The sequence below is a fragment of the Chromobacterium sp. IRSSSOUMB001 genome (assembly GCF_023507765.1).
GTDB lineage: Bacteria > Pseudomonadota > Gammaproteobacteria > Burkholderiales > Chromobacteriaceae > Chromobacterium > Chromobacterium haemolyticum.
This window is the reverse complement of sequence record NZ_JALCYU010000019.1, coordinates 18,038-44,680: the sequence shown is the minus strand read 5'-3', so window position 1 is coordinate 44,680 and position 26,643 is coordinate 18,038. Positions and strand designations below refer to the sequence as shown.

The following is a 26,643-nucleotide window of genomic DNA, read 5'->3' as shown; positions in this document are numbered from 1 at the left end:
GTGTTTGTAGAGTTATTCGCTGACGACAAAGCCGGTCAGGCACAGCTTGCCGTGCTGCTCGGCCACCTCGGCCTCGAACAGCCGCGAAGCGCCGACCAGCACTTCGCTTCTGGCCTGCAGCGTCACCGGCAGCACGCTGCCGGGGCGCAGGTCCATGATGTCGCCCAGCGCCATTTCGCGGTCCAGCAAGCGCGCTTGCAAGCGCACCCGCAGCCGGTCGCGGAAGGTCTCCGCCGGCGCGGCTTGGGCGTCGGCGCTGTCGCGGCGGCCGGACAGGTTTTTCAGCAGACGTTCGAAGCAGGCGGCGTCCAATTGCAGACGCAGCGCGCCGACGGCGTGTTCGCCGTCGCCGATGTCCAGGCGGATTTCCCAGACCCCGGTGCCGGGCGGCACGAAGGGCAGCAGCGCGCAGTCGGCGGGGCCGGGCGGCAGGCCGCCGGCCTGACGGTCCAGCCGCAATACGCATTGCAGCAGGCGGGGCAGCAAGCGCTCGGCCAGGCTGCGCGCCAAGCGGCGCTCGGTTTCGGTTTCCGCCGGCGCGCCGGCGTCGGCGTCCGGCTGCGTTGCCGGCGCGCCGAAGCGGTAATCCAGCAAACGCAGCAACAGCGGCCGTTCGATATGGCTGCCCAACTGGCAGCCGTCCAGCGCGTGCCACAGCCAGCGGCGCTCGTCGGCGGCCGGCTGCGCCTGCTCCAGCGCGCGGATGTGGAAACGCGCGTGGTAGCGGCGGTTCAGTTCTTGCTGCAGGAAATCCGCCAGCTCTTCTTGCAGCGCTTTGCCGAAGACGGGCAGCAGATGGAACGGCCGTCCCAGCGTGCGCAGGTCGAGAGCCGGCAACTGGGCGCCGTCATGCTGCGAAATGATTCTGGCTCTTGGCATCTCGATTCTCGGTGAAGGCGTGAGCGTGGCGCCGCCGGCGTCCGCGCGCCCGGCCGGCGCGCGCGGGCGACGGAAGGGGCGCGGCGCTTAAACCGCGGCGGCCTGGTGCTTATCAAGGCCGGCCGGCCGTCTGAGGCGCCGCATGCGAAATGTACTAGAAGGTACTAAATTCGCGGCTCGCGGACGGAGGCAAACGGCAGGCTAAACCTTATGGAGTGTGCATCTTACTGGCTGCCGCCGCTGGGTAAAGGGGGAAAATTCACGTCACACTTTGTGAAAATTCACGGCTGTTGGTTTAAGCATAAAGTTTAAAATCGCCGCTCGTATCCTGGCGTCAGGATGATGGCATGGTTACAAGTCCTCATCTCGGGGCTGCCGCTTCGATACGCTCGCCGCTCCCGGGCGGCGAGCCGCAGACGTGAAACCGGCCTTGATTGGCCACTCAATAATAACGGGCTCCGCCCGACAAGGATTTCCGATGGCGACCAACCTGGGTTTGATGATTCATGCCGACCGCAAGCAGATGCTCGGCGAAATGGCCGGGATGGCGCGCAGCGCGCCGATTGCGCCGCCGCAGCACAGCGAAGAACCCGCCACCACAGCCAGCTTCTCCGACGCCATGGGCGCGGCCATCCGCGACGTGGACGCGCAGAACCGCGCGGCTTCCGAAAAAATGGCCGACGTGGACAGCGGCAAGAGCGACGACCTGGTCGGCGCCATGCTGATGAGCCAGGAAGCCAGCCTGTCGTTCTCCATGCTGATGCAAGTGCGCAATAAGGTAGTGGGCGCCGTGGACGACTTGATCAAGATGCAGCTGTAAGCCGCGAGGACCATGCCCGTGTTGAATCGTTTTCGCAGCGGCGTCGCGGCCGTGCAAACCCGTCTGGGCGGCCGTTGGCCCGTTTCCGGAGACTCCTTGCGCCTGGCGCTGCCCATCGTCGCGCTGGCCATAGGCGTCACCGTCATGATCAGCCTGTGGCTGTGGCGCGACGACGCCAGCTACAAGCCAGTGTTCGGCGCACAGGAAAAAGTGGTGGCCGCCGACATGATGGCGGTGCTCGACGCCGAAAAAATCCCTTATCGCATCCATCCGCAAACCGGCCAGGTGTTGGTGCCGGACAGCCAGCTGGGCCGCGTGCGCATGCAGCTGGCGGCCAAGGGCGTGGTGGCGCAGCTACCGTCCGGCCTGGAGTTGTTGGACAAGAACGACCCGCTGGGCGTCAGCCAGTTTGTGCAGGACGTGCGTTTCCGCCGCGGACTGGAAGGCGAGCTGGTGCAAAGCATTCTGGCGCTGGAGCCGGTGTCCGCGGCGCGCGTGCATCTGTCGCTGCCGCGCGCCACGTCCTTCGTCGGCGCTGCCAACGACAAGGGCTCCGCCTCGGTGGTGGTGACCCTCAAGCCCGGCCAGCAACTGAACAATGAGCAAGTGGCCGCGGTGATCAAGTTGGTGGCCGGCAGCGTGTCCACGCTGTCGCCGTCTCAGGTCACTCTGGTGGACCAGGCAGGCAATCTACTGTCTTCCCGCGTGGATTTGAGCGACGACGGCATGCTGGGGGGCAATGAGAGCGACGCCGCGCGACGCTTCCGCGAGGAAGCGCTGCAAAACGTTCGCGACCTGCTGACCCCGGTGTTGGGCAAGGACAATTTCAAGGTGAGCGTCACCGCCGACGTGGACAACGACCGCGTAGAGGAAACCCGCGAGAAATACGGCGAAGCGCCCAAGGTCACCAACGAGGCCTCCCGCGAGGAAACCTCCACCGAGAAAATGGCCTTGGGCGTGCCCGGTTCGCTGAGCAACCGTCCGGTCAACACCGACGCCTCCGGCTCCGCCTCGGAAAAAGCCGGCAACAGCAAGAACGCCGTCACCCGCCAATACGCTTACGACCGCAGCGTCACCCAGATCAAGAAGGCGCGCGGCACGCTGCGCCGCCTGAGCGTGGCCGTGGTGTTGAACCAGGCCGCCGCGCCGGCCAAGGGCGGCTGGAAGTCGGCGGAACTGGCCAATGTCGACAAGGTGCTGCGCAACGGCCTGGGCATCCACGCCGAGCGCGGCGACACCCTGGCGGTGTCCACGCTCAACTTCTCCGCGCTGTCCGAGCCGGAGCCGATCTGGATGCAGCAGGACACCTGGTTCGAAGCCGCGCGCTGGGCCGTCTACGCCTTCGGCCTGCTGCTGGCCTACCTGCTGCTGGCGCGTCCGCTGCTGAAAATGCTGCGCCAGCTGACTGACCGCCAGCTGCGCGAATACCAGCAGCCGGAGGCGCTGGAACTGAAACCCGATCCGTTGATGGACGGCGCCGATCTGCGCGCCGCGCGCCAGGCTCAGTTGTCCTCCGCGCCGCAACCGGCTGCCTTGGCCGCCGCGGCCGGCGCCGGCGGAAGCCCGGTGGTGCCGCTGCTGGAAAACTACGATCTGCCGCCGGCCGGCTCCAGCGTCGATGTGTTGGTGGACCATCTGAAAGGCTTGGCCGCCAAAGAGCCGGAACGCGTCGCCGAAGTCGTCAAACAATGGGTGCAGAAAAATGGACGAAACCAATAACGCCGTAGCGCCGGCCCTGCCGCCGGCCGCCGCCGCGCCCGCCGCAGATGCGATGAACACCATCGAGCAGGCCGCCGTGCTGCTGTTGTGCATGGGCGAAGAGCCCGCCGCCGCCGTGCTGCGCTGTCTGAGCCGCGAAGAACTGCTGCAAGTGACCCAGGCGATGTCCGGCATGAGCGGCATCAAGGTGGACGCGGTCAAGACCACGATTCAGAAATTCTTCGACGAATACCGCGAGCAGAGCGGGGTGCACGGCGCCAGCCGCGCCTTTCTCAAGCGCTCGCTGGACCTGGCGCTGGGCAGCGACATCGCCAACAGCGTGCTGGACACCATCTACGGCGACGCCATCCGCCCCAAGATGGCGCGGCTGCAATGGGTGTCGCCGCAATGGCTGGCGGACCGCATCGCCGGCGAACACGTGCGCATGCAGGCGGTGTTCCTCGCCTTCCTGCCGCCGGCGCTGGCCGGCCAGGTGGTGGACGCGCTGCCGGCGGATAGCCGCGACAGCGTGCTGGTCAACGTGGCCCGGCTCAAGGACGTGGACCGCGAGCTCTTGGAAGAGCTGGAAGAACTGGTCAACCGCTGTCTGGAAAGCCTGCACACCCAGAGCACCGCGGTGGAAGGCATGCAGCAGACCGCCGACATCCTCAACCGCCTGCCGGGCGACCGCCAGCGCATGATGGAACTGCTGCGCGCCCACGATCCGGACATCGTCGAGGAAATCGAAACCCGCATGTACGACTTCTTCATCCTGTCGCGCCAGACCGAAGCCGTGCTGATGCGCATCAGCGAAGACATTCCGCTGGAGCAATGGGCCATCGCGCTCAAGGGCGCGGAGCCGGCGGTGCGCGAAGCCATCGTCCAGACCATGCCGCGCCGTCAGGCGCAGAACTTCGACGCCATGATGCGCCGCTCCGGCCCGGTGCCGCTCAGCCGCGTGGAAGAAGTGCGGGCGGACATCATGGCCCAGGTCAAACAGCTGGCCCAGGCCGGTGAAATCGACCTGCAGCTGTTCCCCGAGGAAGTGGTCGAGTGAAGGCCTGGCGCCCCTTCCGCTTCCCACCGCTGATCCACAGCGCGCTGGACCTGCCGCTGGACGCGCAGGATTCCGCCCAGATCCAGGCCTCCGCCGCCGATGGTTTCCGTCAGGGCATGGACGCCGGTTACAACGAAGGCCTGGCCAGCGGCGAAGCCGCCGGCCGTGAAGCCGGCTACGCCGCTGGCCTGGAACAGGGCCGCCAGGAAGGGTTGGCGGCGGCGCGCCGCGAAGCCCGGGCGGAGCTGGCCGATCTGGGCCGGCCGCTGGAAGCCGCGCTGGCCGAGCTGCGCCGCGTCAGCGAGGAGTACCAGGCGGCGATGCGCGACGAAGTGGTGGAACTGGTGGCCAAAGTGGCGCGCCAGGTGATCCGCTGCGAGTTGGCGCTCAAGCCGGTGCAGATCCTCGACCTGGTGGACGAAACCCTGGCCGCGTTGCCGCCGGGCCAATACCAGCAGGACGAGGTGGAAATCCTGCTCAACGCCGAGGAGTGCCAGCGCATCCGCGAACTGGCGCCGGAGCGCGCCGCGCGCTGGCGGCTGGTGGCGGATCCGCAGCTGCCGCACGGAGAGTGCCGAATCCGCACGCCGGAATCCGAGGCCGACGCCGGCTGCCAGCAGCGGCTGGAAGCCTGCATCGCCACCGTGCGCGAACAACTGCAAAGCGACGCCGTCGAGCCGGCGGCGGAACAGGCGGAGGCTTAAGCCATGTTGCGTCAGGCGCTGGGACGACTGGAATTGCCGGAGGTGCCGGTGGCCACCGTCAGCGGCCGCCTGGTGGGCGCGTCCGGCCTGCTGCTGGAAAGCGTAGGCTGCCCGTTGGAAACCGGCCAGCGCTGCGTGATTGAAACCACCGGCGGCGGCTGGCTGCAAGCCCAGGTGGTGGGCTTCAAGCGCGAAGTTTCCTACCTGATGCCGTTCAAGAAGCCGGTGGGCCTGACCACCGGCGCGCGGGTGCTGCCCGCCGCCGACGGCGGCGGCCTGATGATAGGCCCGTCCTGGCTCGGGCGCATCGTCAACGGCCTGGGCGAGCCGCTGGACGGCCTGGGCCGCCTCGGCGGCGAACAGCCGCTGGCCGCCCATCCGCCGCAAGTCAATCCTCTGAAGAAACAGCCGGTGTCCGCGCCGCTGGACGTGGGCGTGCGCGCGATCAACAGCCTGCTCACCATAGGCCGCGGCCAGCGCGTCGGCCTGTTCGCCGGCTCCGGCGTCGGCAAGAGCGTGTTGCTGGGCATGATCACCCGCCACACCGAAGCCGACGTGGTGGTGGTGGGCCTGATCGGCGAGCGCGGCCGCGAAGTGCGGGAGTTCGTCGAGCACTCGCTGGGCGAAGCCGGCCTGGCCAAGGCGGTGCTGGTGGTGGCGCCGGCCGACGAATCGCCGCTGATGCGGCTCAAGGCCACCGAACTGACCCACACCATCGCCGCCCACTTTCGCGACCAGGGCCGCAATGTGCTGCTGCTGGTGGATTCGCTGACCCGCTATGCGATGGCGCAGCGCGAAGTGGCGCTGGCGCTGGGCGAACCGCCGGCCACGCGAGGCTATCCGCCTTCGGTGTTCGGCCTCTTGCCCTCGCTGGCGGAGAGCGCCGGCAACGGCGAGGGCGGCGCCGGCAGCATGAGCGCCATCTACACCGTGCTGGCCGAAGGCGACGACCAGCAAGACCCGGTGGTGGACACCGCGCGCGCCATTCTGGACGGCCACATCGTGCTGTCGCGCGAACTGGCCGAGCGCGGCCATTATCCGGCGATAGACATCGGCCGCTCGGTCAGCCGCTGCATGAGCCAGCTCACCGAGGCGGAACACGCGGAGGCGGCGCGCGGCGCGCGCGGCGCCTGGTCCCGTTACCAGGAAGTCCGCAGCCTGATCCCCTTGGGCGGTTATGTGGCCGGCGCAGACGCCGACACCGACCGCGCGGTGCGGCTGATGCCCCGGCTGGAGGCTTTCCTGCGCCAGGGCGCGGCCGAGGCCGCGAGCTATGAAGACAGCCGGAACGGTTTGATGGAGATGATAGCGACATGAGCCAGCCCGAAGACGTGCGCCGCCTGGGCCTGATGGTCCAATTGCGGCAACAGGACGTGGACCGCCTGCAAAGCGAGGTGGAAGGCAAGCGCCAGCTGCAGGAGCGCTATCGCCGCAACATTTTGCGCATGGGCGAGCTGTGCGGGCAGAGCGGCGCCAGCGCCGACGCCGGCCACCCGGCTTTGGCGCGCAATTGCGCCGACTATAAGGGCGTGTTGCTGGGGCTGATGGCCTCGCAGCAGCAGGATCTGCAACTGGCCGAGGCGGACGCCGCGGTCAGTCAGCGCGCGCTGTTGCAAGCCAGCCTGCGCCGCGAAGTGATGGTCCAGGTGCGCGATCAGGCGGCGGAAAGCCTGCTGCGTCTGCGGCTGAAGAAAGAACAGAAACAAACCGATGAACTGGCCGGGCAAGCCTGGCTGCGCGGAACGTGATTATTCACGGCGGCTCAAGAAAAGCCGGACGGCGGTCGCACTGAACAGTCACTACCATCCATCTTCCGCCCGGACGCCGATCCGTCCCGCGCACAGCGAAAGGATTCCAAATGGCTATCGATTTCAGCAAGACTCCGCCTTCGGCGCTGGCCCAAAACGCCGCCAGCCTGTACCTGCAAGACGCCCAGAACCAACTGGACAACCAGAGCAAGGCGGCGCAGGCGCGCGGCGACGCGCTGAACAAGCTGCAAAAAGCCTTGCAGGACTATCGCAGCGCGCTGTCCGGCATCACCAGCAAGAAAAGCCTGGTGGCGATGAGCGCCAGCATCAGCCAGGAAGGCTTCGGCAGCGTCAGCGCCAAGGGCAACGCCCAGCCGGGCAACTACTCGCTGTTCATCGAACAAGTGGCCACCGCCCACCAGATGTCTTTTGGCAGCCTGTCCGGCGCCAAGGCCCAGGCCGGCGACAAGATCACCATCCGCCAGGGCAGCGACAGCTTTGAAGTGGACCTCAGCAGCGCTGACCGCGACGGCGACGGCAATCTGTCCCCGTCGGAACTGGCCTTGGCCATCAACCGCGCCAGCGGCAACAGCGGCAAGGTCAACGCCATGGTGTTGAACAACGGCGGCACTAGCCAGCTGGTGATGTCCTCCGGCAAGACCGGCGAAAGCGGCGTCGTCACGCTGGACCTGAGCCAGGTCAGCGACGCCGGCCTCAAGAGCGGCCTCGCCAGTCCCAAGGAACTGACCAAGGGGCAGGACGCCATCGTCTGGCTGGGCAATAAGGATACCGGCGTGCAGATGAAGCAGGCGTCCAATACCTTCGAAAGCATAGACGGGGTCAACCTGACCATCAGCAAGGCGATGAAGCCGGGCGACACCCCGTTGCAGCTCAATGTCGCGCGCAACGAGGCCGACACCGTGAGCAATGTGCAGGGCTTCGTGGACAGCTACAACAAGCTGGCCAGCGCTATCGCCGATCTGTCCGCGCCGGGCAAGGAAGGCAAGACCGGTGGCCCCTTCGCCAGCGACTCCGGCATCCGCAGCCTGAAAGACGGCATCAACGGCTTGCTGCGTCAGGAATACGACGGCATCACCCTGAACCAGCTGGGCATCAAGGCCAACCGCGACGGCACCCTGAGCCTGGACAGCAAGAAACTGAACGACACCCTGAAGGACAAGCCGGACGCGCTGGACCGTTTCGTCAACGGCGACAACAAGAACGGCGTGGTCAAGCAAAGCAGCGACTACCTGGACAAATGGCTGAACGGCAGCAGCGGTCTGCTCAAGCTGCGCAAGGACTCCGAAGCCCGCATCCAGAAAGACCTGGACAGCCGCCAAGTGCGGCTGAAAGCCCAGTACGACCAGAGCTACAAGCGTTACCTGACGCAGTTCACCCAGCTGCAGAAGATGCAGGAGGACATGCAGAAGACTCTGGGCATGCTGTCTTTCTGAGCATGCGCACGATCCGTCGCGAGATCGCGAATAGGCTCTGAATCCGTCGCCGGATTAGCTTGGCCGCATTGAATTCGGCGGGAGGGACGACCTCCCGCCTATTGATTAGAACAGGAGCACGACAACGTGGATTACGACGCCTACCGCAGCTATCACGCGGTCAATCTGGAAGCGCAGACCCACTCCGCCTCGCCGGTGCAGTTGGTGCTGGTGCTGTTCGACGGCCTGCTGGAAGAAATGGCGCGCGCGCGCGGCCATCTGGAAAACCAGCGCTACGAGCAAAAGGGCGAAAGCATCAGCAAGTGCATCAACATCCTCAACGGCCTGTCCAGCGCGCTGGACTTCGACTCCGGCGGCGAGGTGGTCACCAATCTGGCGCGGCTCTACGACTACTGCGCCTACCGGCTCTACCACGCCAGCGTGAACTTGGATGTGGCGGCGCTGGACGAGGCGGAACAGCTGCTGATCAAGCTCAAGGGCGGTTGGATAGGCGTGCGGGACCAGCATGAAGCCGCCTGAGCCGGCCGCGCTGGAAGCCGCCATCCGCCGCGCCTGCGCCGAGCGCGATTGGGAGCGCCTGGCCGCGCTGGACCAACTATTGGCGGAATTGCTGCGCACCCAGCCTCAGTCGCTGGACGCCGCCGCGCGCGCCGCCTTGCGCGCCGCCTACCGAGACGCGCTGGAAGTCTGCCGCGCCGACTCCGCGGAACTGCAAGAAAAAATCGCCGCGCTGAGCCATCAGCGCGAAGCGCAAATCGCCTACGCCGAAGTCAGCGACTGGAATCAAGCATGAACGTATCCTTGCCCCCCAATCTTCTTGCCGGCGGCGCGTCAACGCCCGCCGACGCCGCGCCGGCCGATCCCTTGCTGGACCCGAACGCGGCGGCGCCGGATTCCGGCGGTGATTTCGCCAGCGCCTTGCTGGCCAGCCTGATGGACGGGCAAAACGCCGCGCCGGCGGTCGACGCCGACGCCGAGGCCCCCGCGGGCGACGAAGCCAAGGCGGAGAAGCCGGCCGCGCAGCCCGGCGTCCTTGTCGCTCAGCCTCTGCCGCTGATGCCGGCTGCGCCGCAGCCGCCGGCCCTTGCGCCTCAGGCCGGAGCGCCGGCGCAAGCCGGCGTGGATGCGGCCGCGCGCGTCGCCACGGCGGCGACGTCGCGTCAAACCGCCGAGGCGGCGATGCCGTCGGACGCCTTGTCCGCCGCGATCAACACCCTGGCGCCGCTGCCGGCCAAGCCGGCCGGCGAGGCCCAGGCCGGCCGCGAACTCCCGACGTCGGCGCAACCCGCTTCGCCGCTATTGGCCGCCATTGCGCCGCAGCCGCAGGACAAGGCCGGCGCGCCGCTGCCGGAATGGGCGCCGATCAAGCTGCCGGCGGAGCAGCCGGCCAAGTGGGGCGACAAACTCAGCGCCGCGCTGGGCGAACGTCTGCAAGTGCAAAGCAGCCACGGCATGGACCGCGCGCTGATCCGTCTGGACCCGCCGTCGCTGGGCTCGCTGGAAATTTCCATCCGTCACGAAGCCGGCGCGCTGCAAGTGCAGTTGACCGCCTCGCACGGTGAAGTGGTGCGGCAGCTGCAAGCTATAGGCGACGCGCTGCGCCAGGACCTGTCCAACCGCCAATACACGCAGGTGGCGGTGGATGTGCGCGAAGGCGCGCCGGGGCAGGGCGGCCACGGCCAGCAGCGTCAGGAACGCCAGGGGCAACAGCAGCCGCAACGCGCGCCGGGCCGGGCGCTGGCGGAAGCGGGGCAGGGTGATGGACAAAGCTTCTGGCTGGGCCAGAGCTGAGCAGCGGAAGCACAAGCATGAACAGAAACATCGTAGTGATTTTGATCGTGGCCGTCGCGGCGGCTTTGGCCGCCGGCGGCGGCGCCTGGTGGTGGCTGAGCGCCCGCGCGCCGCAGGCCGCGGCGGCGCCCAAGCCGGCGGCGGCGCCGGATGCGCGCTTCGTCAGCATGGACAAGGTGATCGTAATGCTGCGCGGCGGCGAATCCGCCACCCGCTTCATGGCGGTGGACCTAGTGTTCCGCAGCAATGAAAAGCAGGAGGCGGAGGTCAAGGCCCAACTGCCCTTCCTGAAAAGCATCGCGGTGCGCGCGCTCTCGGAGCTGCCGGCGGACAAGGCGCTGGCGATGAGCATAGACGACTACCAGCGTTTGCTGGCCAAGGCCTATGCCGGCGGTTTTCTGCGCGAGCGACGCGACGCGCCGTTCAGCGAGGTGATGGTTAGCAAGTTGATCATCGAGTAAGCCCCTATGTACGCCTGTTACGACGAGGCCCCGGTCAGCGCCGGCGGCGAAGCCGAGGCGCTGCGCCAGTACGCCCACCTGGTCAAGCGGGTGGCGCGTCAGCTGTCGTCCCAGGCCGGCGGCGTGTTTGACCGCGAAGATATGGAGCAGGTGGGACTGATGGCCTTGCTGGAGAGCCTGCGCCGCTATGGCGAGCCGGACGACAAGTTCGCCGGTTTCGCCATTTTGCGCATCCGCGGCGCCATTCTCGACGAACTGCGCCGGCTGGACTGGCGGCCGCGCTCGGTGCGACAGGAAGCGCACCGCGTGCGCGACGGCCTGCGCCTGCTCAGCCGCAAGCTGGGGCGCGAACCCAGCGAGACGGAGGCGATGCAGCTGCTGGGACTCAGCGCCGAGGCCTATCAGGAAGCGCTGCTGGCGGACAACGCCGAAGCGCTGTCCAGCTTCGACGAACTGATGGCCCAGGGGCTGGAGCCGGCGGCGGAAGACAATCCTGAACAGCGGCTGGCGCTGAAAAGCGCGTTGACCGTGGCCTTGCAGGCGCTTAACCCGCGCGAGCAGCAAGTGATCCAACTGTATTACGAATTTGAACTGAGCCTCAAGGAGATCGCGGCGGTGCTGGCGCTGACCGAAGCCCGCGTCTGCCAGATCAACAAGAGCGCTCTCAAAAAAATGCAGGCTCGCCTACAAGCGGCCTGAGCCCGAGGAAAGAAAACATGCAGCAATTATTCGGCATTCTGATCGTGCTGGTTTGTGTCTTTGGCGGCTTCATGCTGCATGGCGGCATCATGTCGGTGATCTGGCAGCCGGTGGAGCTGCTGATCATTTGCGGCGCCGCCGTCGGCGCCATCGTGCTGGGCAACCCGCAGCACGTGCTCACGGAAATGGGCGGCCAGATCAAGCGCGTCGGCATGCGCAAGAAATACGACGCGGAATTCCAGCGCCAGCTGCTGCTGCTGATGTACGAACTGCTGATTACCGCCAGCCAGGGCCTGAAGGCGCTGGACGAACACGTGGAGGCCCCGCGTCAAAGCCCCTTGTTCAACCGCTACCCGCTGGTGCTGGAAGAACCCAAGCTGCTGGCCTTCATCGTGGACAATTTCCGCTTGATGGCCATGGGCAAGATCAGCGCCCATGAATTGGAGGGCGTGCTGGATCAGGAACTGGACGCGATTCATGAAGAACTGAACCAGCCGTCCAAGTCGCTGCACAAGATCGCCGAGGCGATGCCGGGCTTCGGCATCCTGGCCGCGGTGCTGGGCATCGTGATGGCGATGAACAGCGTCAGCCAGGGCGCCACCGCGGGCGAGATCAGCGAAAAAGTGGCCGCCGCCATGGTGGGCACCTTCATCGGCATCTTCTTCTGCTACGGCGTGCTGGACCCGCTGTCCAATATGATGCACCAACTGGTCAAACAGGAGCTGTCCAACTACGAATCGGTGAAAGTGGTGCTGACCACCCACGTATCCGGCAAGCCGCCGCTGCTGGCCATCGACGCCGGCCGCCGCCTGGTGCAACTGAACACCAAGCCCAGCTTCTCTCAGCTGGAAACCTGGATCAACGCGCTGGAAGGCGTGAACTGAGCGGATGGCGGGCATGGCGAATAAACCCAATCGCGAGCATGAAGCCGCGGTGATCAAGAAGGTGTCGCGCCGCCAGGATTCCGAAGGGCACGGCGGCGCCTGGAAAGTGGCGTTCGCCGACTTCGTGCTGGCGCTGATGTGCTTGTTCCTGGTGTTGTGGGTGCTGGCCGCGCGCGATCAGGAAAACCTGCAGCAATTGCTGACCGCGGGCGGCGGCAGCCCGCTGAAGGCTGGCGGCTCGCGCAGCATTGAACACACCGGCACCCCGCCGGGCAGCCTGATCCCGCGCGATCCGATTCCGGGCCAGCCCACCACCACCACCAAGGCGGACTCCATGCTGCAGGAGAGCAATAAGGTGGCCAAAAAGACCTTCGACGGCCAAGGTCAGCGCAGCCTGGACAGCGTGGCGGACCTGGAAAAGCTGGCCGGCTTGCTGGCCAAAATGAGCCAGGACGCCGGCTTGGCCAGCAATCTGCAGACCGTGGTCACGCCTTACGGCTTGCGGGTGATGCTGCACGATACCGACAACCAGGGCATGTTCGAGCGCGGCAGCGCCATCGTGGAACCGCGCTTCAAGCGGCTGCTGCATGAAATGGGCGATATGTTCAGCCATATCGACAATCAATTGCTGATTGTCGGACATACGGACGCCGCGCAATACCGCACCGCCGGCTTCGGTTCGTTTTCGAACTGGGGCTTGTCCAGCAACCGCGCGATGGCGGCGCGGCTGCACTTGCTGGAAGGCGGCATGAACGCCGCGGGCATCCTGCAAGTGGTGGGCATGGCGGACCGGGCGCCGCTGGACGCCGCGCATCCCTTGGCCGCTTACAACCGCCGCATCGAGCTCTTGGTGATGACCAGCAAGCAAGCGCAGGCGGTGGTGGCCATGTTCGGGCCGCCGGGGCAGAGCGGCAATCGCGAGACCAGTGTTGTAAGTTCGCCACTACAGAAATCCGATCTGGATAGCGCGCTGCAAGATGGCCTAACTACCCGATGAACTTTTATTTTTTTGGGTTCGAAACAAAAGCCTGATTCGTTTCAGGCTTTTTTTATGTGTGTTTTTTCACACTTTTGTTAACCGCTAATATTATAATCCGCACCTGATTAATAAAAATCCGAGCGAAAGACTCGGATGATGTTGACAAAAAAAGACGCCAAAAGGCGGCAAACATCTGCGGGAAAGTCGATTCAATCGCAAGACTATCGGGGACGACGTGGTCATGAATGAAAACCACAATATCAAAGCCTTGTTAAGAGGCACACATTTGTTCGGACATCTGGACAATGACAAGCTGGACAAAGCGCTGGAGCTGGCCGAAAGCCGCCGCTTGAGCAAGGGCGAGGTGCTGTACAACGAAGGCGACAGCGCCAACGAGGTCTACCTGCTGGCCAGCGGCTGCATGCAAGTCTTTGTTTCGGATGGGCTCAGCAAAAAATATATTCTGCAAATCTGCGCCTCCGGCGAGCTGATCGGCATGGTCGGCTTCATCGACAGCGGCGAGCGCAGCTCCAATTGCGCGGCGGACGAGGACAGCCACTTGCTGGTGTTCAGCCGCGAGAGCCTGATGCAGCTTTTCGATACCGAAGACGGCCTGCCGCACAGCCCGGAGGCCCGCACCCGCATCATGTGCCATCTGGTGCAAGTGGTGCGCCGCATGTCCAACAAGGCCAAGAACCTGGCGCTGATGGACGTGTACGGCCGCGTGCGCATCCTGATCAATCAAATGCTGGAAGAGCAGGACGGCGATGAGATGGTGCTGAAAAAGCAGCTGACCCAGCAGGAAATCGCGGACCAGATCGGCTCCTCCCGCGAGATGGTGGCGCGCATCCTGAAGGAACTGGTGTTTGGCCGATATATCCGTCTGGAAAACCGGCGCATTGTCGTTCTGAAAATGTTACCGGTAAATTTTTAAGTTTTTTTCCAGACTGTCGCCTTGAAGGGGTGAGGGCGGGCCGCAAAGCCCGCTCCGAGCGGCCGCGCAACGCGGCATCAAGCGCCCCAGCCGCTCGCACAGCCAACCCAGACGGATTTCAAACTATGCAAATCAACTCGACCTCGTCGCAACGCCGCGAACTGGCGGTCGGCGGCCAGAGCGCCGCCGCGGAAACGCCGGCCCGCGCGCCCGCGTCCGTCGCCGCGCCCGCCGCGAGCCAGGACATGGCGCCGGCGGTGGCGGAGCTGCGCGCGCTGCCGGACATCGACATGAAACGGGTGGAAGAAGTGCGTGCCGCGCTAGCGCGCGGCGAAGTGCGCTTCGACGCCGCCCGGCTGGCCGACCTGGTGGAGCAATATCACCGGAGCCGCTGAATGAATCGCGAGCAAGCCTTCAAACAACTGCTGGCCACTGTGGGGCAGGACCTGCAAGGCTATGGCCGCTTGGAGCAACTGCTGGAACAGCAGTTCGCCGCCGCGCTGGCGCACCAGGCCGACGAACTGCGGCAATTGGGTTCGGACATCGTCGCCCAGTGCGACGCCTTGCAGCTCAGCCGCGACCAGCGGCTGCAACTGGCCGGCCAATTGCTGGGCGCGGGCCGCGCCGCCTCTATGGACGCGGTGCTCAAGCTCTTGCCCGCCGCCGCGGAGCAAGCCTGCCGTCAGCGTTGGAATGCGCTGGTGGAGCAAATCCGCCTGTGCCAGACCCTGAACCTGCGCAACGGCCAACTACTGCAACAGCAGCAGGACCTGATGAACCGCGTGCTGAATGGAGACAGCGATGTTTACTGTGCGCAATGACATCGGCGCCGGGCCGGACTTCGGCGCCGACACCGTCGCCTTGCCGCTGATGGGCCAGGGCGGCGGGGACGGCGAGCGTTTCGCCGACCAATGGAGCAGCCAGCTGCACGGCGAGGTGCGCGACTTCATCGAAAACGGTTCGGACAGCTGGGCCAGCCTGTCGCCGGAAGGCGCTTGGGCGCGTCAGCGCGTCCAGGACGCCACGCTGGGCGGCAGCATGCCCTACGGCGCGGATCAACAAGCCTTTCTCGACAGCATCGCGCCTTACGCGCAACAAGCCGCCGCCAAGCTGGGCGTGGCGCCGGAACTGGTGTCCGCGCACGCGGCGCTGGAATCCGGTTGGGGTCAGCGTCCGCTGACCCGCGCCGATGGCGGCAGCAATCACAACCTGTTCGGCATCAAGGCCGGCAAGGGCTGGCAGGGCGAAGTCACCCGCGCCTTGACCACCGAGCATGTGGACGGCCGCGATGTGAAGCGGATTGAAAGCTTCCGCGCGTATTCCGGCCTGCAGGACGCTTTCGCCGATTACGCGCAGTTGCTGGCCGGCAACCCGCGTTACCGCGGCGCGCTTGGCGTGGGCGGCAACGCCCAGGCTTTCGCCCAGGCGCTGGCCCAGGGCGGCTACGCCACGGATCCGGGCTATGCGGACAAGTTGCGGAAAGTGGCGGTGGGCATTCAGGCGCGCAAACAGCCCTGAACGCGGACTCACGCAACAGAAACCCCTGAACGCGCCGCTTGCTTCAGGGGTTTTTATATTTGCGGCGCGCGGCCGGTTGTGCGGCGAATAAGGACCACTGACGATATTTAATACCAATTCAATGCCAGTTTGAATTTCGGTATTTACTCCAAACGAGTGTTTGAATTAGGGACAGTGGTGATGGATTAAATGCCCTATTAACAAAGCGGTCTAGACTAGAGTATTTATGTCTAAATAAAAAAATCAAAGTCAGTAATATTTAAAACCGCCGCCCATGCTCGAGGAGACACCAAGAGGAGATGGATTCCACTAGAACTATCAGTCTCCGGCGAGCAAGGGCGAGACAAGGCGAAAACGAGCGAAAAAGCGGAATGTACAAGTGGTACATGAGCATTTTGAGCTTGTACTCACCGTGCAGCGCATCACGAAGCGCAGCAGACTTTGAACAGGTTCTAAGGGCAGGACGGGCCTTTCAGCTCCACCACATTGCCTTCCGGATCCTGCAGGTATAGCGAGGGGCCCTCGCCTTCGGCGCCGTAACGCTGAGCGGTTTCCCCTGCGCTCAGGCCGTGCCGGGCCAAGTGGGCGCGTATCGCATCCTCATTGAAGGGGTCCACGCGGAAGCAGAAGTGATCCAGATTGCGGCCTTCCGCGGAAGGCGCGCGGCCGCCTGCCCGTCCCAGAGGCCCGTCCACCGGCACCAGGTCCAGCAGCGAACGGCCGGCGCGCAGTTGCAACAGCCCCAAGTCCTCGCGCCGGCGTTCCACGGTGCAACCCAATACCTCGCTGTAAAAACGCTCCATCTTGACCAGGTTGCTGACCCGCAGCACGATATGATCAATTTCCCGAATGACGATCATGACAATTCCTTAGTTAAACGGCATTTTGTTTTGTGTTTGTCATGATTTGTCCGGCCGGCGAATTTGCAAGCCGATGCCGAAATTGTATTTCTCAATGTCGGCGATAGTTTTGAAACCTGTTCAAAGCCTTGAGAGTCCGGGCAGGATAGGATGTGCTTACCGTGTGAGGTTGGGTTTTGAGCCGCTTTCAGGAAGGGTTGGCGCTTGCCGGCCGCAAGCCCGGTCCGAAGGGCAGCAACAAGAGCGCGCCGGCCAGGGTCAAGAGCCCGGTGGCGGCGCAGAACCAGGCGATGGGTCTCGGCTCGCTGCTCAGGCCCAGCAGCAGGGAAGCTGAAAAAATGCCCAGGTTCAGCAAGCTGGCGTGATAAGAATTGAGGGTGCCGCGATAGCGTTCGGACAGCGTACTGAGGCGCGCGTGGTGCAAGGGCCCGGCGCAGCCGTAGCCGAAGGCCCAAAGACTGCCGGCCAACGCCAACTGCCACAAAGCGGCGAGGGGCAGCAGGAAGGACAAGATGCCCAGCGCCGCCGCCAGCGCCGCCGCAGGCAAGGCCGCCTCGCCCAGCCGCCGTTGCAGCGGGGGGCCGCATAGATTCCCCAGCACAACCACCAGGCCGAAGCCGCCGGCGAGCAGACCGCCGCCGGTGGAGCTGAGGGTGAGTTTGCGCGCGGCCACCTCGGCCACTACGGCGCCGAAGCCGGCCACCCAGCCCAGCCACAGATAGCTGACGCACAACCGCCGCCGCGCGCCGGGCGTGCGCCAGGCGCCGGCCAAGGTGGCTAGAAAACCGCCGTCCGCCGTCAGGCGGCCGCCGTCGGCGCGGAACAGCCGCCGCACCGCGGCCCATGCCAGCAAGCCGGCCGCGGCCAGCGCGTAATAGCTGGCCTGCCAACCCGCTGTATCCGCCAGCCTTCCGGCCAGCGCCGGGGTCAGCACGAAGGCCAGCATCAAGCCGATGAAGACCTGGCCCAACTTTTGGCCAAGCTGGGGGCGAGGGGCCAGGTCCGCCACCAGCGCCAGCGCGTTGGGTTGGATCACCGCCGCGCACAGGCCGCTCAGCGCGGACAACGCGACGGCCGCGTTCAGGTTGGGCGCGAGGGGCAGCAGCGCGCAGCACAAGGCGAAGCCGAGCAGGCCCAGTTGCAACGGCGGTTTGCGGCCGAAGCGGTCGGACAGCGGGCCGGCCACCAGCGCGAACACGCCGTAGCACAGCCCGTAAGCGGCGGGCAGATAGGCTATGGCGCTGGAAGGCACGCCGAAATGGCGGCCCATCAAGGCCATCATCGGGCCGGCCGCTACTTCGGCCGAGCCGATGATGAACATGCAGCAGAACAAGGCGCCCAGTTGGGGGCGGCTTATGCTGCCCATGCGCGCCCGGAAGAATCAGAAGAAATGAATCTCAAGCCGGATATCCTCGATATATTGCCAATCTATGCCGTACCGGCGGTAGGCGTCCGGATCATAGACGCCGTCATCGTAAGCGTCGTTGGGATCAATGGACAAGCCGGCGCAAATGTAGCGGCGCAGATAGTCGTGGTCGCTGGGCACGATGGCGGCCTTGCCGCCGCTCGACACGTCGAGAATATAGTTGATGTCGCCCACCTGATAACGCTGAATCAGGGCCTCCGCCTGGCTAAAGCCGATGTCGGCCAGCAGGTCGGCGGCAAAGCGGTTGGCCCCCACCTCGAAGGACACCCGGTCCTTGCGTTTCTGCGCCGTCATCGGCGGCGGCTGATCCAGGCCGCTGCCCTGTCCTGCGGTTTCGTAATAGTGCAGCGCCGTCTGCACCCCGCGCAGATCGTAAATATAGTCGTAGCGCTTGATGTTCTTGCGCTTGGCCGCGCAGATGAAAATATAATGCCCCAGGCTGTGCAGGATCATGAAGGCGCGCGAGGCCGGCGACACCCCGCGCGAAAAGCGGATCTCGCGTCCCTTGATGATGGTTTTGATATTGAACGGATGAGCGTCGGTTTCGGAATACTCCAACTGATACCGCTGTTGCAACTTGGCTTGCAGTCGTTGCAACTCCTGGGTGGACATCATGGCCAGCACTTTTTCGATCTGATCGTCGATGTCTTCGATGACAGGATCTTCCAGTACGGCTTGGTTTAGATTCATGGCGAGGCTCCTTCGCATTGGGGTCGATCAAAGAGCGAGCCTGTGCCGCTCGGCGCGCAGGCGCGGCGGCTGAATATTTGTCCTGTCGTATTATGGCGAAGCCTGACTGATCAGGCGCCGGCCGAAAGGCTAGTTTCAACGCTGTTCCCCAGCCCTTCCGCCGTCGCTCGCTGATGATGCGCACAAGGCAATGCAGGGCTTCTTCTCCGGCGATAGCCCGCAAATCCCGGCTACTTTTAACCTGCGCCTGCCGGCATGAATATCTGAGCCCGTCGCGGGGCTCCGCTCGCATATCGGCTTTCTATTGGCGAGCGATCTTCTAGAATGGAGTGCGGTCTTTCGCTGTACACAATAAAGCGTGGTCGGGTCCACTCGCTTGCCGGGGTGGGGCCGGTCGCCTCATTTCTGGTGCTCGTGATGAATGTGATACCCCCGCCGTCTATCGATCTGCAGGGTTTCAGCCTGCGTCCAATGGAAATGCTGGATATTCCCGACTGGTACGATTATCTGCGCCTGCCGGAGGTGGCGCAGCATCTGCGCTGGGTGCTGCAGTCGGCGGCGGATCTAGCGCCCTTGGTACAGGCCTATCGTTCCGATGAACCGGGCGCGCCGTTGCGGCTGGCCATTGTGGACGATGATCTGGGATGCTTGGCCGGCTCCATCGGTTTTGACGCCGTCTGGCCGGCGGACCGCTGCGCGGAAATCGATTTCGACCTGGCGCCGGCCTATTGGGGGCGCGGGCTGGGCTTGGCGGCTTGCAAGGCGGTTACGGCTTGGGCGTTTACCGGCTGTCGCTTGTACCGGGTGCAGGCGGTGACGCGCGACGGCAACCGGCGCGCCGAGCAATTGTTGCGCGGCTGCGGTTTCCAATACGAGGGCTTGTTGCGCGCATATCGTCAGGTACGAGGCGAGCCGGGCGATTTCAAGATGTTCTCACGGCTGCTTACCGATCCGGATGCGCCGGATTGAGCGACTCGCCTGGTTTCCCTCCTGCCGCCGCCTAAAGGCGGCTTGTTTTTTGTGAAGCCCAGGACTTCGGTCGCCTAGGCGCGGTAAGTGTTTTTACGGTTTGACATCGGCATGGGCGGCTTTGTAAATAAAAGTGTGGAGGACGAGCGCTGACGGCAAGAACGAAGACTCGAGCGGAAGGGTTGCTGCATGTTCAATATGGCGTTGAAACGCAAATTGCAGGACACGGTGGCGGAACTGCATAAGCAGCAGGGCGTGTTGCAGGCGATAGACCGCTCGATGGCGGTGATAGAGTTCTCTCCGGACGGCGTGGTGCGTTCCGCCAACGCCAATTTTGAAGCGGTGATGGGCTACCACGCCAGCGAGGTGATAGGTCAGCATCACCGGTTGTTTTGTCCGGCGGAGTTTGTGAGCAGCCCAGAGTACGGTAACTTTTGGAGTAGGTTGCGGCAGGGGCATTTCGTCAGCGACCGCTTCAAGCGAGTGACCAAGAACGGGGATATCGTGTGGCTGGAGGCCAGCTACAACCCGGTGCGCGACGAGGCCGGCCAGGTGACGGCGGTGGTCAAGTTCGCGCTGGACGTGACCAAGTCAGTGCAGGCGGAACTGGAAGCGCGCAATACGATGAAGGCGGTCAGCCGTTCGATGGCGGTGATCGAGTTCTCCATCGACGGCATCGTGCTGCGCGCCAACAGCAATTTCCTGAACACGGTGGGCTATAGCGAGCAGGAAATCATCGGGCAGCATCACCGGGCTTTCTGCCCTCCGGAATACGCGCACAGTCCTGCCTATGCCGAGCTGTGGCAGCGATTGAACCAGGGCATCTTCATCGCCGGCAAGTTCGAACGCCGCGACAAGCAGGGCCGGCCCATCTGGCTGGAGGCCAGCTACAACCCCATCGTCAACGACGAGGGGCAAGTCTACAAAGTGATCAAGTTCGCGCTGGACATCACTGAGGAAGAAGAGGCCGCGCAGCGCGACCAGCACCTGGTGAAAGAGGCGCACCGCTTGTCCGCCGCGTCGGACGCGGCCTCGTCCGACGGCTTGGCGGTGATCAAGGACACCATAGGCGAGATGAGTCTGATCGCGGACAGCGCCGAGCGCTCGGTCAAGATCATCGAGGATCTTGACTCCAAGACTTTGCGCATCACCTCCATCGTCAACACCATTCACGAGATTGCCGACCAGACCAATCTGCTGGCCTTGAACGCGGCGATCGAGGCGGCGCGCGCCGGCGAGCAGGGCCGCGGCTTCGCGGTGGTGGCGGACGAGGTGCGCAAGCTGGCCGAGCGCACCAACGCCTCCACCAAGGAAGTGGCCGGCATGATAGACGACATCCGCAACGGCACCTCGTCCGCCAGTGAGAGCATCCATGAAATGCAGGTCAAGGCGCGGATGGGCGAGGAGCATGCCGGCGTGGCCAGTACCTCCATTGATCAGATTCGCAGCAGCACCGCCCAGTTGAGCGAGGTGGTAAGTCATTTTTCGGCGGTGCAGGGGCAGAAAACACTTTAAGAATCTGTTCAAGGGCTATCTTGCTTAGCCGTTGTCAAGGTTGGTAGAGCGGGCGGGAAGCTTTGAAGCACAGGCTGCGTTCAATGCCAATGGTCTGTTTTGGAATCGTTGTGGGCCGGACTTGATCAAGGTCTATTAGCCGATGCTGTTAATCCCCTATAACAGCGGAAAACAATGGCTAATAGGGACAAGATCATGTGGGTTTTCTGGATACAATTCGCGCTGCTGCTGACGGCGATACTGATGGGCATACGCCGCGGCGGCGTGGCCTTGGGCATGATAGGCGGGCTGGGCGTGGCGGTGCTGTGTTTCGTGTTCCGCGTGGCGCCGGCGGAGCCGCCCATCACCGTGATGCTGATCATTCTGGCGGTGGTCACCGCCTCGGCCACGTTGCAAGTGGCCGGCGGCCTGGATTTCCTGGTGCAGCAGGCGGAGCGGCTGATGCGCCGCCATCCGCAGCAAATCACCTTCCTGGCGCCGCTGTCCACCTTCCTGCTCACCATGTGCGTGGGCACCGGTCACGCGGTGTATTCGCTGCTGCCGGTGATCGCCGACGTTTCTCTCAAAACCCGCATCCGCCCGGAGCGGCCGATGGCCATGGCCAGCGTGGCCTCGCAAATGGGCATCACCGCCAGCCCGGCGGCGGCGGCGGTGACCTCGCTGCTGGCGATGACCGCCCATAGCGGCCAGCCGCTGACCCTGTGGCAAATCCTGATGGTGACCGCGCCGGCCGGCCTGCTGGGGGTGTTGGCCGCCGCCTGCTGGAGCCTGCGCCGCGGCGTGGAGCTGGACCGCGATCCGGAATTCCTGGCTCGGATGCAAGATCCGAACTTCCGCGCCTCGGTGGAACAATCCGTCACTACCCTGGACAAGACGCTGCCGGCGGCGGCGCGGCAATCGGTGGCGCTGTTTTTCTCCGGCATCTTGGTCATCGTGCTGCTGGCGCTGTTCCCGCAATGGCTGCCGGTCAGCCAGGGCAAGCCGGTGCCCATGACCACGGTGGTGCAGTTCGTGATGCTGGCCTTCGGCGCCTTCATCCTGTTTCGTTCCAACGCCAAGGCGGCGGTCATCGCCCGCTCCGAGGTGTTCACCGCCGGCATGATCGCCGTGGTGTCCATCTTCGGCATCGCCTGGATGAGCGACACCTTCGTCAAGGCCAACGAACCGCTGCTGGTGGCCAATATCAAGGCCATGGTGGCCTACGCGCCGTGGACCTTCGCGCTGGCGATGTTCGCGGTGTCCGCCTTCGTTAAAAGCCAGGCCGCCACGCTCACCATCATGGTGCCCTTCGGCCTGGCGCTGGGCCTGAGCCCGCACCAGCTGCTGGCCATCATGCCCTCCTGCTACGCCTATTTCTTCTTCGCCTTTTATCCCAGCGACCTGGCGGCCATCAATATGGACCGCAGCGGCACCACCCGCATCGGCAAGTATCTGCTCAACCACAGCTTCATGATGCCGGGGCTGATAGGAGTGGGGGTGTCCACGCTGGCGGCGTACGGATTGACGCATTTGTACTTCTAAGTGAGGAAAGCTTGTGGAAACTTACCAAGCAGACATTGTGATCGTGGGAGCGGGGGGCGCGGGCTTGCGCGCCGCCATCGCCGCCGCCCAGGCGGACCCGGAGCTGCGCATCGCGCTGGTGTCCAAGGTCTATCCGATGCGCAGCCACACCGTGGCGGCCGAAGGCGGCTCCGCCGGGGTCAAGCAGGCGCACGACAGCTTCGACGCCCATTTCAACGACACCGTGTCCGGCGGCGACTGGCTGTGCGAGCAGGACGTGGTGGAATACTTCGTGGCTCAATGCCCTGAGGAAATGGTGCAACTGGAACACTGGGGCTGCCCGTGGAGCCGCAAGGAGGACGGCAGCGTCAATGTGCGCGCCTTTGGCGGCATGAAGATAGAGCGCACCTGGTTCGCCGCCGACAAAACCGGCTTCCACATGCTGCACACCCTGTTCCAGACCTCGATCCGCTTCCCGTCCATCCGCCGCTTCGACGAATACTTCTGCGCGGATCTGATCGTGGAAGACGGCGAGGCGCGCGGGGTGCTGGCCATCGACATCGCCAGCGGCGACAGCCTGCTGATCGAGGCCGGCGCGGTGGTGATGGCCACCGGGGGCGCCGGCCGGGTGTTCCGCGAGAACACCAACGGCGGCATCGTCACCGGCGACGGCATGGCGCTGGCCTACCGCCACGGCGTGCCGCTGCGCGATATGGAATTCGTCCAATACCACCCCACCTGCATGCCCGGCACCGGCCTGTTGTTCACCGAGGCCTGCCGCGGCGAAGGCGGCCTGCTGGTCAACAAGGACGGCTACCGCTATCTGCAGGATTACGGCCTGGGGCCGGCGGAGGACAAGCCGCGCAACAAATTCATGGAACTGGGCCCGCGCGACCGCCTGAGCCAGGCCTTCTGGTACGAGCAGCAGCAGGGCCGTACCGTGGAAGGCCCATGGGGCTCCGCGGTGTATCTGGACCTGCGCCACCTGGGCCACGCCAAGCTGCGCGAACGGCTGCCGCAAATCTGCGAGCTGGCGGAGGAATTCCTGGGCATAGACCCGGCCAAGGCGCCGATTCCGGTGCGCCCGGCGGTGCACTACACCATGGGCGGCATCCTGGTGGACGGCCGCTGCGCCGCGCCCATGCCCGGCCTGTTCGCCGCCGGCGAATGCTCCAGCGTGGGCATTCACGGAGCCAACCGCCTGGGCTCCAACTCATTGGCGGAATTGTCGGTGTTCGGCAAAGTGGCCGGCGAAGAAGCCGCTCGCTGCGCCCGATCGCGCCGTCCCGCGCGGCGCGAAGCGCTGCAAAAGCAGGCCGAGGCCGCCGAGGCGCGCCTTCACGCGCTGCGCGCGCGCGAAGGGGGCGAACGCATCGCCGAACTGCGCCGCGAAATGGCGGAAACCATGGAAGCCGGCTGCGGCATCTACCGTTTGGAAGCCTCGATGCAGGCCACCTGCGACAAGCTGGCGGAGCTGAAACAGCGCTTCCGCAATGTGCACGTGGAAGACAAATCCAGCGTCTGGAACAGCGACTGGCTGCTGGCCATCGAGCTGGGCTACCAACTGGACGTGGCCGAGGCGATGGCGCATTCCGCGCTGCAACGCCGCGAATCGCGCGGCGCTCACCAGCGGCTGGACGGCTGCGAACAGCGCGACGACCTCAACTTCCTCAAGCACAGCCTCGCCGTCTATCAAGGCGGGGACGCGCCGCGCATAGACTACGGCGCGGTGAAGATCACTAAATCGCAGCCGGCGGTGCGCGCCTACGGCGCAGCCGGCCTGGCGGCGGAAGCCGCGGCCAAGGAGGGCAAGGCATGAGCGAACACACCATGACCGGACACACGATGACCGCTCAGACCAAGACCATCGCGGTGATGCGCTACCGGCCGGAGCAGGACAGCGAGCCGTGGCTGCAACACTTTGAAGTGCCGTACCGCGACGACATGTCCGTGCTGCAGGCGCTGCAATACATCCGCGACTACCTGGACGGCGGCCTGGCCTTCCGCTGGTCCTGTCGCCAGGCGATTTGCGGCAGCTGCGGCATGATGGTGGACGGCGTGCCCAAGCTGGCCTGCAAGACCTTTCTGCGCGACTACCCGGGCGTGGTGCGCATCGAGGCGCTGAACCACTTCCCGATAGAGCGCGATCTGGTGGTGGTGCTGGACGACTTCATCGCCAAGCTGGAAAGCATCCAGCCCTATATCGTGCCCAAGGAAGACAAGCCGCTGTCCGACGGCGAATACCAGCAAACCCCGGCGCAGATGGATTGGTACGCCCAGTTCAGCAGCTGCATCAACTGCCTGCTGTGCTACGCCGCCTGCCCGCAATACGGCTTGGACGACAAGTTTCTGGGGCCTGGCGCCATCGCGCTGCTGCACCGCTACAACATGGACAGCCGCGACGGCGCGGCCGAAGAGCGGATGGAACTGTTGGCCGCGCAGGAGGGGGTGTTCAACTGCACCGCGGTGGGCTATTGCTCCGAGGTCTGCCCCAAAATGGTGGACCCGGCCAATGCGGTGAACCTCAACAAGACGGCGGTGGCCAGGGATTACTTCCTGCGCTTCGCCCGGCCCAAAGGAGGTTGCAAATGAGCAAGCGCAAACCGTATGTCCGGCCGATGGGAGGCTGGTGGCGCAAGAACCCTTACTTCATCGAGTACATGGTGCACGAAGGCACGGCGCTCTTCGTCGCCGGCTACGCGCTGACCCTGCTGTGCGGGCTGTGGCGGCTGAGCCAGGGCGAGGCGGCCTGGAACGGCTTTGTCGCCGCGCTGCAAAGCGCGCCGGCCCTGTTGCTGCACGCGGCGGCGCTGTTGATGATCGCCTACCACAGCTACACCTGGTTCAAGATCATGCCGCGCACGCTGCCGCCGTTGATGCTGGCCGGGCGGCGGGTATCCGCGCTGGCCATCACCGCCGGCGGCCTGGCCGCCGCCGTGGTGTGCAGCGCCGCGCTCTTGATGTTGGTATGGGGGATGACGGCATGAAACCGGGACTGAAACGCTCTCACGCGCCCATCTTCTGGGGCTTGTTTGGCGCCGGCGGCATGCTGGCCGCCTTGTTCGGGCCGATGCTGGTGTTCATCACCGGCATCGCCGCGCCGTTGGGCTGGCTGCCTGCGCGCGCCGTCGATTACGCCACGCTGCAGGCGCTGGCGCAAAGCCTGATCGGCAAGGCGCTGCTGTTCGGCCTGATCGCTTTGCTGCTGTGGCACGCGGCGCACCGCATCTACCACAGCCTGCACGATATCGGCATCCGCGGCGGACCGTTGGCCAAGGCCTGCACCTATGGGGTGGCGGCGCTGGGCACGCTGGCGGCGGCGGGGCTGTTGTTGGCGATGGGGTTCTAATAAGCTGTTCACGATCTATTTGATACGCAGGAGACCGCGTATTCGAGGCGCCCAAACTCCCTTCAAGCCTGCCGTCGGGTGGCAGGCCCGAGGTTTTAAGCGGCTGCCTGTTCGAGCAGCGCGACGTTAGCGCGCTGCGAGTTCAGCCGCGCCTCGGGCCTGACGGGAACCGGCGGGAAGCCGTAGGCCAGGCTTGCAGGGCGGCCTTTAGGGTAAAGGGAGATTTGGCCGTGCAAATCTCCCTTTCCGTTTGACGGGCGGAACCGGCCCTAAATCATCATCCGCGAAGCGGATTCGAGGTTTCTGGAAATTGGCCCAAACGGAAGGGTCGTGAGCTGTTTCTAGGCGCTCATTTCCTAATGAAACTGTTGGATATGGGCGGCGGATCAGCGCCCCATGCTCACCACCCACAAAAGGGGAAGCAGCAGAAATAATAGGGTGAAGCCGAACTGGGCTCCGGCCGTGTGTCGGCGCAGCTTCCAGAACACCAAGCAAGTCAGCGCCAGCCAGCCTACGATGCCAAACAGCGCCAGATTGACCATGAAGGCGCCCATGCTGCCCATATCGGCCAGACAGAATTCGGACAAGAGCAAAAGGGCGGGCAGGAGCGAGGCGGCGCGGAGGTAGGACATTCGAGTGGCTTCTTGGGGGTGGAGCGGGCATTTTGCATCAAGGCCGCGGCTTTGCCCACCGTTCAGCGCACGCCTG

General features: G+C 64.7%; 30 protein-coding genes. 25 read left to right on the top strand and 5 right to left on the bottom strand.

Annotated elements, in window-relative coordinates; translation table 11 throughout:
- Positions 1–12 precede the first annotated feature (12 nt).
- The gene (locus MOV80_RS20770; RefSeq protein ID WP_043590303.1) at positions 13–879 is read right to left on the bottom strand and encodes a flagellar motor switch protein FliM; all 867 of its coding nucleotides are present in this window, start codon (positions 877–879) and stop codon (positions 13–15) included.
- A gap of 478 nt (positions 880–1,357) precedes the next feature.
- Here MOV80_RS20770 and MOV80_RS20765 point away from each other — a divergent pair, with 478 nt between their 5' ends.
- The 18 genes from MOV80_RS20765 to MOV80_RS20680 all read left to right on the top strand — a co-directional run bounded on the left by MOV80_RS20765 (position 1,358) and on the right by MOV80_RS20680 (position 15,626).
- On the top strand, positions 1,358–1,699 hold the full coding sequence (locus MOV80_RS20765) for a flagellar hook-basal body complex protein FliE (protein WP_043590300.1): 342 nt from the start codon (positions 1,358–1,360) through the stop codon (positions 1,697–1,699).
- An 18-nt stretch (positions 1,700–1,717) separates the two neighbouring features.
- Entirely contained in the window at positions 1,718–3,418 is a 1,701-nt protein-coding gene (gene fliF, locus MOV80_RS20760; protein WP_240333822.1) for a flagellar basal-body MS-ring/collar protein FliF, read from the top strand.
- Positions 3,402–4,454: a flagellar motor switch protein FliG gene (locus tag MOV80_RS20755; RefSeq protein ID WP_019103733.1), complete on the top strand. Its 1,053-nt coding sequence runs from the start codon at positions 3,402–3,404 to the stop codon at positions 4,452–4,454. The genes fliF and MOV80_RS20755 overlap by 17 nt, the downstream gene beginning before the upstream one ends.
- Positions 4,451–5,158, top strand: coding sequence for a flagellar assembly protein FliH (fliH, locus tag MOV80_RS20750; RefSeq protein ID WP_043590296.1), 708 nt, complete (start codon positions 4,451–4,453; stop codon positions 5,156–5,158). Before MOV80_RS20755 ends, fliH begins: the two co-directional genes overlap by 4 nt.
- 3 nt (positions 5,159–5,161) lie before the next feature.
- On the top strand, positions 5,162–6,475 hold the full coding sequence (gene fliI / locus MOV80_RS20745) for a flagellar protein export ATPase FliI (RefSeq protein WP_019103734.1): 1,314 nt from the start codon (positions 5,162–5,164) through the stop codon (positions 6,473–6,475).
- On the top strand, positions 6,472–6,906 hold the full coding sequence (gene fliJ, locus MOV80_RS20740) for a flagellar export protein FliJ (protein ID WP_249605453.1): 435 nt from the start codon (positions 6,472–6,474) through the stop codon (positions 6,904–6,906). The genes fliI and fliJ overlap by 4 nt, the downstream gene beginning before the upstream one ends.
- A 110-nt stretch (positions 6,907–7,016) precedes the next feature.
- Entirely contained in the window at positions 7,017–8,360 is a 1,344-nt protein-coding gene (gene fliD, locus MOV80_RS20735) for a flagellar filament capping protein FliD (protein WP_019103736.1), read from the top strand.
- A 126-nt stretch (positions 8,361–8,486) separates the two neighbouring features.
- Positions 8,487–8,879 (top strand): flagellar export chaperone FliS, encoded by a 393-nt coding sequence (gene fliS, locus MOV80_RS20730; protein WP_019103737.1) that lies wholly within the window; start codon positions 8,487–8,489, stop codon positions 8,877–8,879.
- The gene (locus MOV80_RS20725; protein WP_081555333.1) at positions 8,866–9,153 is read left to right on the top strand and encodes a hypothetical protein; all 288 of its coding nucleotides are present in this window, start codon (positions 8,866–8,868) and stop codon (positions 9,151–9,153) included. Before fliS ends, MOV80_RS20725 begins: the two co-directional genes overlap by 14 nt.
- A complete protein-coding gene (locus MOV80_RS20720) occupies positions 9,150–10,151 on the top strand; it encodes a flagellar hook-length control protein FliK (RefSeq protein ID WP_052051947.1) in 1,002 nt (333 codons plus the stop codon). Before MOV80_RS20725 ends, MOV80_RS20720 begins: the two co-directional genes overlap by 4 nt.
- A gap of 17 nt (positions 10,152–10,168) precedes the next feature.
- On the top strand, positions 10,169–10,612 hold the full coding sequence (locus MOV80_RS20715) for a hypothetical protein (RefSeq protein WP_043590290.1): 444 nt from the start codon (positions 10,169–10,171) through the stop codon (positions 10,610–10,612).
- A 6-nt stretch (positions 10,613–10,618) separates the two neighbouring features.
- Entirely contained in the window at positions 10,619–11,311 is a 693-nt protein-coding gene (locus MOV80_RS20710) for an RNA polymerase sigma factor FliA (RefSeq protein WP_043590289.1), read from the top strand.
- A 17-nt stretch (positions 11,312–11,328) separates the two neighbouring features.
- Positions 11,329–12,195, top strand: a complete 867-nt coding sequence (motA, locus tag MOV80_RS20705; protein WP_019102267.1) for a flagellar motor stator protein MotA — start codon at positions 11,329–11,331, stop codon at positions 12,193–12,195.
- A gap of 13 nt (positions 12,196–12,208) precedes the next feature.
- A complete protein-coding gene (locus MOV80_RS20700) occupies positions 12,209–13,192 on the top strand; it encodes a flagellar motor protein MotB (RefSeq protein ID WP_081545921.1) in 984 nt (327 codons plus the stop codon).
- 223 nt (positions 13,193–13,415) lie between these two features.
- On the top strand, positions 13,416–14,108 hold the full coding sequence (locus tag MOV80_RS20695) for a Crp/Fnr family transcriptional regulator (protein ID WP_043633274.1): 693 nt from the start codon (positions 13,416–13,418) through the stop codon (positions 14,106–14,108).
- A 125-nt stretch (positions 14,109–14,233) separates the two neighbouring features.
- Positions 14,234–14,503 carry a flagellar biosynthesis anti-sigma factor FlgM gene (flgM, locus tag MOV80_RS20690; RefSeq protein ID WP_019102270.1) on the top strand — a complete coding sequence of 90 codons (270 nt, stop codon included), beginning with the start codon at positions 14,234–14,236 and terminating at the stop codon, positions 14,501–14,503.
- On the top strand, positions 14,504–14,929 hold the full coding sequence (gene flgN, locus MOV80_RS20685; protein WP_019102271.1) for a flagellar export chaperone FlgN: 426 nt from the start codon (positions 14,504–14,506) through the stop codon (positions 14,927–14,929).
- On the top strand, positions 14,910–15,626 hold the full coding sequence (locus tag MOV80_RS20680; RefSeq protein ID WP_019102272.1) for a glucosaminidase domain-containing protein: 717 nt from the start codon (positions 14,910–14,912) through the stop codon (positions 15,624–15,626). Before flgN ends, MOV80_RS20680 begins: the two co-directional genes overlap by 20 nt.
- Before the next feature lie 452 nt (positions 15,627–16,078).
- On the opposite strand, the gene MOV80_RS20675 is transcribed toward MOV80_RS20680, so the two are convergent.
- From MOV80_RS20675 to MOV80_RS20665, 3 genes are all read right to left on the bottom strand, one after another.
- Positions 16,079–16,486, bottom strand: coding sequence for a VOC family protein (locus MOV80_RS20675; RefSeq protein ID WP_118268102.1), 408 nt, complete (start codon positions 16,484–16,486; stop codon positions 16,079–16,081).
- Between the two features lie 187 nt (positions 16,487–16,673).
- The gene (locus MOV80_RS20670; protein WP_019102274.1) at positions 16,674–17,852 is read right to left on the bottom strand and encodes an MFS transporter; all 1,179 of its coding nucleotides are present in this window, start codon (positions 17,850–17,852) and stop codon (positions 16,674–16,676) included.
- Positions 17,853–17,867: 15 nt separating this feature from the next.
- Positions 17,868–18,602 carry a hypothetical protein gene (locus MOV80_RS20665; RefSeq protein WP_019102275.1) on the bottom strand — a complete coding sequence of 245 codons (735 nt, stop codon included), beginning with the start codon at positions 18,600–18,602 and terminating at the stop codon, positions 17,868–17,870.
- Positions 18,603–19,019: 417 nt separating this feature from the next.
- Between MOV80_RS20665 and MOV80_RS20660 the strand changes: the two genes are divergently transcribed.
- The 7 genes from MOV80_RS20660 (at position 19,020) to frdD (ending at position 25,935) form a co-directional block, all read left to right on the top strand.
- On the top strand, positions 19,020–19,571 hold the full coding sequence (locus tag MOV80_RS20660; RefSeq protein ID WP_039755377.1) for a GNAT family protein: 552 nt from the start codon (positions 19,020–19,022) through the stop codon (positions 19,569–19,571).
- A 189-nt stretch (positions 19,572–19,760) separates the two neighbouring features.
- A complete protein-coding gene (locus MOV80_RS20655; RefSeq protein ID WP_043590280.1) occupies positions 19,761–21,086 on the top strand; it encodes a PAS domain-containing methyl-accepting chemotaxis protein in 1,326 nt (441 codons plus the stop codon).
- 195 nt (positions 21,087–21,281) lie between these two features.
- Positions 21,282–22,607: an anaerobic C4-dicarboxylate transporter gene (locus MOV80_RS20650; protein WP_019104349.1), complete on the top strand. Its 1,326-nt coding sequence runs from the start codon at positions 21,282–21,284 to the stop codon at positions 22,605–22,607.
- Between the two features lie 13 nt (positions 22,608–22,620).
- Positions 22,621–24,405: a fumarate reductase (quinol) flavoprotein subunit gene (frdA, locus tag MOV80_RS20645; RefSeq protein WP_118268101.1), complete on the top strand. Its 1,785-nt coding sequence runs from the start codon at positions 22,621–22,623 to the stop codon at positions 24,403–24,405.
- The gene (locus MOV80_RS20640; protein ID WP_345917663.1) at positions 24,402–25,178 is read left to right on the top strand and encodes a succinate dehydrogenase/fumarate reductase iron-sulfur subunit; all 777 of its coding nucleotides are present in this window, start codon (positions 24,402–24,404) and stop codon (positions 25,176–25,178) included. Before frdA ends, MOV80_RS20640 begins: the two co-directional genes overlap by 4 nt.
- Complete coding sequence (locus tag MOV80_RS20635; protein ID WP_019104346.1) at positions 25,175–25,573, top strand: fumarate reductase; 399 nt, start codon at positions 25,175–25,177, stop codon at positions 25,571–25,573. Before MOV80_RS20640 ends, MOV80_RS20635 begins: the two co-directional genes overlap by 4 nt.
- On the top strand, positions 25,570–25,935 hold the full coding sequence (frdD, locus tag MOV80_RS20630) for a fumarate reductase subunit FrdD (RefSeq protein WP_161524121.1): 366 nt from the start codon (positions 25,570–25,572) through the stop codon (positions 25,933–25,935). Before MOV80_RS20635 ends, frdD begins: the two co-directional genes overlap by 4 nt.
- A 386-nt stretch (positions 25,936–26,321) precedes the next feature.
- Here the strand turns inward: frdD and MOV80_RS20625 are convergent, their stop codons facing one another.
- Positions 26,322–26,567, bottom strand: a complete 246-nt coding sequence (locus MOV80_RS20625; protein WP_019104344.1) for a hypothetical protein — start codon at positions 26,565–26,567, stop codon at positions 26,322–26,324.
- Positions 26,568–26,643 lie beyond the last annotated feature (76 nt).

Coding starts and splice junctions, on each gene's coding strand:
- MOV80_RS20770 (WP_043590303.1), bottom strand. CDS start 879: ATGCCAAGAGCCAGAATCATTTCGCAGCATGACGGCGCCCAGTTGCCG.
- MOV80_RS20765 (WP_043590300.1), top strand. CDS start 1,358: ATGGCGACCAACCTGGGTTTGATGATTCATGCCGACCGCAAGCAGATG.
- MOV80_RS20755 (WP_019103733.1), top strand. CDS start 3,402: ATGGACGAAACCAATAACGCCGTAGCGCCGGCCCTGCCGCCGGCCGCC.
- fliI (WP_019103734.1), top strand. CDS start 5,162: ATGTTGCGTCAGGCGCTGGGACGACTGGAATTGCCGGAGGTGCCGGTG.
- fliJ (WP_249605453.1), top strand. CDS start 6,472: ATGAGCCAGCCCGAAGACGTGCGCCGCCTGGGCCTGATGGTCCAATTG.
- fliD (WP_019103736.1), top strand. CDS start 7,017: ATGGCTATCGATTTCAGCAAGACTCCGCCTTCGGCGCTGGCCCAAAAC.
- MOV80_RS20725 (WP_081555333.1), top strand. CDS start 8,866: ATGAAGCCGCCTGAGCCGGCCGCGCTGGAAGCCGCCATCCGCCGCGCC.
- MOV80_RS20720 (WP_052051947.1), top strand. CDS start 9,150: ATGAACGTATCCTTGCCCCCCAATCTTCTTGCCGGCGGCGCGTCAACG.
- MOV80_RS20715 (WP_043590290.1), top strand. CDS start 10,169: ATGAACAGAAACATCGTAGTGATTTTGATCGTGGCCGTCGCGGCGGCT.
- MOV80_RS20710 (WP_043590289.1), top strand. CDS start 10,619: ATGTACGCCTGTTACGACGAGGCCCCGGTCAGCGCCGGCGGCGAAGCC.
- motA (WP_019102267.1), top strand. CDS start 11,329: ATGCAGCAATTATTCGGCATTCTGATCGTGCTGGTTTGTGTCTTTGGC.
- MOV80_RS20700 (WP_081545921.1), top strand. CDS start 12,209: ATGGCGAATAAACCCAATCGCGAGCATGAAGCCGCGGTGATCAAGAAG.
- MOV80_RS20695 (WP_043633274.1), top strand. CDS start 13,416: ATGAATGAAAACCACAATATCAAAGCCTTGTTAAGAGGCACACATTTG.
- flgM (WP_019102270.1), top strand. CDS start 14,234: ATGCAAATCAACTCGACCTCGTCGCAACGCCGCGAACTGGCGGTCGGC.
- flgN (WP_019102271.1), top strand. CDS start 14,504: ATGAATCGCGAGCAAGCCTTCAAACAACTGCTGGCCACTGTGGGGCAG.
- MOV80_RS20680 (WP_019102272.1), top strand. CDS start 14,910: ATGTTTACTGTGCGCAATGACATCGGCGCCGGGCCGGACTTCGGCGCC.
- MOV80_RS20675 (WP_118268102.1), bottom strand. CDS start 16,486: ATGATCGTCATTCGGGAAATTGATCATATCGTGCTGCGGGTCAGCAAC.
- MOV80_RS20670 (WP_019102274.1), bottom strand. CDS start 17,852: ATGGGCAGCATAAGCCGCCCCCAACTGGGCGCCTTGTTCTGCTGCATG.
- MOV80_RS20665 (WP_019102275.1), bottom strand. CDS start 18,602: ATGAATCTAAACCAAGCCGTACTGGAAGATCCTGTCATCGAAGACATC.
- MOV80_RS20660 (WP_039755377.1), top strand. CDS start 19,020: ATGAATGTGATACCCCCGCCGTCTATCGATCTGCAGGGTTTCAGCCTG.
- MOV80_RS20655 (WP_043590280.1), top strand. CDS start 19,761: ATGTTCAATATGGCGTTGAAACGCAAATTGCAGGACACGGTGGCGGAA.
- MOV80_RS20650 (WP_019104349.1), top strand. CDS start 21,282: ATGTGGGTTTTCTGGATACAATTCGCGCTGCTGCTGACGGCGATACTG.
- MOV80_RS20640 (WP_345917663.1), top strand. CDS start 24,402: ATGAGCGAACACACCATGACCGGACACACGATGACCGCTCAGACCAAG.
- MOV80_RS20635 (WP_019104346.1), top strand. CDS start 25,175: ATGAGCAAGCGCAAACCGTATGTCCGGCCGATGGGAGGCTGGTGGCGC.
- frdD (WP_161524121.1), top strand. CDS start 25,570: ATGAAACCGGGACTGAAACGCTCTCACGCGCCCATCTTCTGGGGCTTG.
- MOV80_RS20625 (WP_019104344.1), bottom strand. CDS start 26,567: ATGTCCTACCTCCGCGCCGCCTCGCTCCTGCCCGCCCTTTTGCTCTTG.